The 5,589-nt window shown below is 43.0% G+C and carries 3 protein-coding genes; all 3 read left to right on the top strand.

Annotation, left to right across the window (positions count from 1 at the left end; all coding sequences use genetic code 11):
• On the top strand, positions 1-724 hold a 724-nt coding region (locus LC574_RS23835), incomplete at its 5' end, for a phosphopantetheine-binding protein (protein WP_229456039.1).
• Between the two features lie 12 nt (positions 725-736).
• Entirely contained in the window at positions 737-3,943 is a 3,207-nt protein-coding gene (locus tag LC574_RS23830) for a non-ribosomal peptide synthetase (protein WP_229456038.1), read from the top strand.
• 444 nt (positions 3,944-4,387) lie between these two features.
• Positions 4,388-5,589 (top strand): condensation domain-containing protein (locus tag LC574_RS23825; protein WP_229456037.1); only part of this gene is annotated, 1,202 nt, incomplete at its 3' end.

Raw genomic sequence — 5,589 nt, 5'->3', positions numbered from 1 at the left:
AAATGCGTTAATTCCGGTAATTACAGTCTTGGGATTAACCTTTGCGTCTCTGTTAGGTGGAGCGATTTTGACAGAGGTAACATTTTCTTGGCCTGGGTTAGCGAATCGACTGTATCAAGCGATCGCCACACTTTTAGAAGACTCAGGTAGCAAACGCTTAGTCGCCTACATAGTACTACAGCAAAAACCAGCACCTACAACCAAGGAATTGCGGAGTTTCTTGCGGCAGAAGTTACCAGAATATATGCTTCCTACCACCTTTGTCATCTTAGAAGAATTGCCATTGACACCTAGCGGCAAAGTCGATCGTCGCCGTTTGCCAGCACCTGAGCAGGTACAATCCGATGAGGAAAAAATGGTTCACACTGCACCCCGCACGGTAGTAGAAGAGGTGCTAGCTACAATCTGGAGTCAGGTTTTGGGAATTGGGCAGGTGGGTATCCACAACAACTTTTTAGAGTTGGGAGGTGATTCGATTCAAAGTATTCAGGTTGCGGCTAAAGCTTATGAAGCGGGGTTGAAATTCAGTATCAATCAGTTGTTTGCATATCCAACAATTGCAGAGTTAGCAACGGTTGTAGAGACAATTTCCGTTCCCCAGGAGGAAGTACCGCCCATTGCTCATTTCGTGTCAACCGATACGCCAAGCTTTAAACCTTCAGATTTTCCAGAAGCTGAATTAACTCAGGAAGAACTAAATAAGCTTTTTTTGAACAACAGGTAAAAATTTCAAAGTATGGAAGCTCAAAATATCGAGGACATCTACACACTTTCGCCGACGCAACAGGGTATGCTGTTCCACATCCTCTCGGCTTCAGATTCGAGGATGTATGTGGAGCAAACAGTATGTACCTTGCACGGAACTCTCAACACTTCAGCTTTTGAGCAGGTTTGGCAGCAAGTAATAGACCGACATCCGAGTTTGAGGACAGCTTTTGTATGGCAAGGTCTGAATCAGCCAGTTCAGATAGTACACCAACAAGCTAAACTAGCGATCGCGCATTATGATTGGCGTGAGCTGGCAACGACTGAACAGGAAGCACAACTACAAAGTTACCTGGAAGCAGACCAAAAAAGTGGCTTTGATTTGGCTCAACCACCCTTAATGCGGCTGGCCTTAATTCAGACAGAGGTGGATACTTACCAATTTATTTGGAGCATTTGTCACCTAGTCTTAGATGCGTGGTGTGTGAACACAATCCTCAAAGAATTTTTGTCTTGCTACGAGGCACTTTGTCAAGGTCGGATTCTCCAGTTGCAACCAAGCCGTCCTTATCGCGATTACATCAGTTGGCTGAAACAGCAAGATTTATCAGAGGCTGAGGTCTTTTGGCGAAAATATCTTCAGGGCTTCACAACACCAACTTGTTTGACAGCAGATTGGAAAAGTCAACAAGAAGGTTTCAATCAACAACAAGTCCAACTTTCGCTAGCAACCACAGAAGCACTTAAGTCTTTAGCGCAACAACATCATTTGACCTTGAACACCTTATTACAAGGGGTTTGGGCTTTGCTGTTAAGTTATTACAGCAATGAAGCAGATGTAGTGTACGGAACCGTTGTGTCTGGACGACCACCAACATTATTAGGGGTTTCCTCTATGGTGGGACTTTTTATTAACACCCTACCAGTGCGCGTACTCGTGTCTGGTGAAGCTTCGCTTTTATCTTGGCTGAAAGAACTCCATTCCCAGCAGCTTAGTATACTTAGATACGAATGTACCCCCCTAGTTCAAATCCAGAATTGGAGTCAAGTACCTCCAGGCATACCTTTGTTTCAGAGCATTTTGGTATTTGAAAACTCCTCAGCCAATATTTCTTGCTTACATACAGGAAACTTGAGAATTGATCATGTTCGCTCTTTTATCAACTCTAACTATCCTCTTGTTCTTTTAGTTAAACCTTGGTCGCAGTTATCGTTGAATATATTTTATGACTTACGTTGCTTCAATAAAATGACAGTAACTAGAATGTTGAGTCATTTGTCAGCGCTGCTAAACAATATAGTTGCAAATCCCCACACTACACTGGGAACTTTAACCCATAGTATTGTCGATATTGAGCAACAGCAACTACTAGTTGAATTCAACAATACAAGAAGAGATTATGTTAATGACAAGTGTATCCACCAATTAATTGAGTCACAGGTAGAACGGACTCCAGAAAATGTAGCTGTGGTGTTTAAAAATGAGCAACTAACTTACCGAGAATTGAATACCAGAGCCAATCAACTAGCACACCGTCTTCAAGCTTTGGGAGTTGAACCCGATGTATTAGTGGGGATTTGCGTAGAACGCTCTTGGGAAATGCTGGTAGGTATACTAGGTATTCTCAAAGCTGGAGGAGCATACGTACCAATCGATCCAATGTATCCTAACCAGCGATTGAGTTATATGCTGGCAGATTCTCAGGTATCAATAATATTAACCCAAGAACGGTTAGTGAAAAATTTACCTGATATTGGAGCGCCAGTACTTTGCTTAGATACTCTTTGGGATGCAGTTGCTAAAGAAGGTGATGAAAATCCTAAAAGTGAAGTGAAGACTGATAACCTGGCTTACTTAATTTATACTTCTGGATCTACAGGACAACCCAAAGGAGTGCAGGTTACGCATCAAAACTTAGTTCACTCGACGACTGCTCGGATTGGTTATTATGAGCAACCTGTGACAGGTTTTCTCTTAACTTCACCTTTTGCTTTTGATAGCTCTGTCGCAGTCATTTTTTGGACACTTTGTCAAGGGGGTTTTGTCTCCGTTTTACCGGAAAATGGGCAATTAGATATTAAACAGATGATAGAGGCGATGCCTACGGCGGCAAGCTACGCTCAACAACAAATTTCCCATTTATTATGTCTACCCTCTCTCTACAAGCTGATTTTAGAGCCAGCCCAAGCACAGCAACTACTCAGCCTAAAAACTGTAATTGTCGCTGGAGAATCCTGTCCAAAAGAGCTTGTTAAGCAACATCGTGAATTATTTCCCCAGACACACTTATTTAATGAGTATGGGCCAACAGAAGCGACAGTTTGGAGCAGCGTATATAATTGTCAAAATCATGATTTAAACAATTCTGTTCCCATTGGTCGCCCAATTGCCAACACCCAGATTTACTTACTTGATTCTCATTTCCAACCAGTACCAATTGGTGTATCTGGTGAAGTTTATATTGGTGGTTTAGGTGTAGCGCGGGGTTATCTCAATCGTCCAGAACTAACTACCCAAAAGTTTATTCCCAATCCATTTAGCGATGAACCAAACGCACGCCTCTATAAAACTGGAGATTTAGGGCGTTATCTCCCAGATGGAAACATTGAGTTTCTCGGTCGTCTCGATCAGCAGGTTAAGATTCGCGGGTATCGGATTGAGCTACCTGAAATTGAAACCGTTCTGAATCAACACTCAGATGTGCAAGAAGCGATCGTTGTCGCCCAAGAGGATATCGATGCTCACCGCCGTTTAGTAGCATATATTGTCCCAGAAAAGGAGCAAGTCCCCACAGTTGATATCCTACATAGCTTCTTAAAAAATTTCTTGCCAGAATATATGCTGCCTTCGGTGTTTGTGATGTTGAAGACCGTACCACTAAATCCCAATGGCAAAGTAGACCGTCAAGCGCTTCCCATTCCCGACCAAGAAAGACCAAATCTAGAAGCAGTATTTGTCCCACCTAGCACTGCGATCGAAGTAGCACTGGCAGAAATTTGGTCACAAGTTCTTAGTGTCGAAAAAGTGGGTATTCACGACAACTTCTTGAAATTAGGAGGAGATTCTCTTCGCAGCATTCAAGTATTATCTAGAGCTAATGACCGAGGATTAAGTTTCTCTTTACAAGAGTTTATCCAACATCCGACAATTCACGAACTTTCACAAGTGATAAAGACAAATGAGGAACTGCGAATACCTGCAATACAGCCAGTGTCTCGTGACCAATACCGTATTTAAATAATTCGTAATTTGTAATGGGCTACGCCCCGCTGCGCTAACGTAATTCGTAATTAAGTTTTGCAATAGTGATTTTAACCCCATCGCAAAACTTGTCGCTTGTTAGAAGCGAGGGACTTAGACCCCTGAAAAGTGTTAAACATCTTTGGAAGCACTATCAACTAATTACTAATACGTAATGACGCTCTTACCCTGAACATCTCAGTTTTTAAAAAATTCACAATACTGATGCAAAAACCCTTTACAACTCTCTTACCTTTGCGCTCTTTGTGTCCTTTGCGGTTCGTTTCCTCATTCTTTTATTCCTATCTTCAAGCAAGATAATATTAAATTTTAAAATTGGTGGTCAACAAGACAGTTGAAGTCTAAATTCCCAACTAATTCATTTACGAATTACGAATTACGAATTATTTTAATGGTTTCTGAAATTCACAACAACGATTTATGACAGAGCAACTATTTGTTTTTCCTACGTCTTTTGCCCAGCAACGACTGTGGTTTTTGCATCAGCTAGAGCCGAATAGCTCAGTGTATAATCTTCCCTATGGGTTACGAATAACTGGTAATTTGAGAGTAGACGCTCTACAACAGGCTTTTGAAACCATCGTAAATCGCCACGAGATTCTGCGTACTACCTTTACCACGGTGGATGGAAATCCGATGCAAGTCATTGCCAAAAGCCGATCAATAGTCATACCTGTGGTGAATCTCAGTGAATGGTCGGAAGTAGACCGCGCAGCCCAAGTTCAGCGACTGATTACCAAGGAGGCAGAATATCCCTTTGACCTGGCACACGGTTCCTTACTGCGTGTCACCTTGCTACAATTAGGCGAGAAAGAATATCTGCTGTTGCTAACGCTACATCACATCATCTTTGATGGTTGGTCGATTGGGGTTTTCATCGGAGAATTAACAGCGCTCTATAAAGCCTTTTCTACCGGGACTGCTTCGCCACTTCCCGAACTGCCCATACAGTACGCTGACTATGCCATCTGGCAACGAGAGTGGTTGCAAGGGATGGCGCTTAAAACTCGTTTAGACTACTGGAAACGACAGCTAGCTGGTTCCCTACCCGTTCTGGAATTGCCCACAGACCATCCAAGATTAGCAGTCCAAAACTTTCAAGGTGCAACCGAGTCTTTTTCATTGTCTTCTGATTTATCGCAGGCACTCAAGCACATTAGCCAGCAAGCAGGAATCACTTTGTTTATGACTCTGTTGGCAGCATTCAAAACATTACTCTACCGCTATACAGGAGAAGGAGACATCATAGTAGGTTCACCTACTGCTAACCGCAACCGCCCCGAAATCGAAGGATTGATTGGGTTCTTCGTTAACACTCTTGTCTTGCGTACCTACCTTGGGGATAACCCCAGTTTTCGGCAGTTGCTTTTACGAGTACAGAAAGTAACTTCAGGGGCATTTGATCATCAAGACTTGCCCTTTGAGAAGCTGGTAGAAGAAATGCAGCCAGAGCGCAGCCTCAGCCATACACCACTGTTCCAGGTAATGTTTGTCTTGCAAAATGCACCGATGCCACCCTTGGAGTTGCCAGAACTGATCCTGAATCCTGTGATGGTGGACAGTAAGACAGCCAAGGTTGACCTGTCTCTATCGATGACAGATACGCCGCAGGGATTGATGGG

The organism is Nostoc sp. CHAB 5715 (assembly GCF_020829685.1).
GTDB lineage: Bacteria > Cyanobacteriota > Cyanobacteriia > Cyanobacteriales > Nostocaceae > Nostoc.
This window is presented reverse-complemented; position numbering and strand designations above follow the sequence as displayed.

Excerpts from the sequence above, each read along its gene's own strand:
- LC574_RS23830 (WP_229456038.1), top strand. The coding sequence starts at position 737 with ATGGAAGCTCAAAATATCGAGGACATCTACACACTTTCGCCGACGCAA.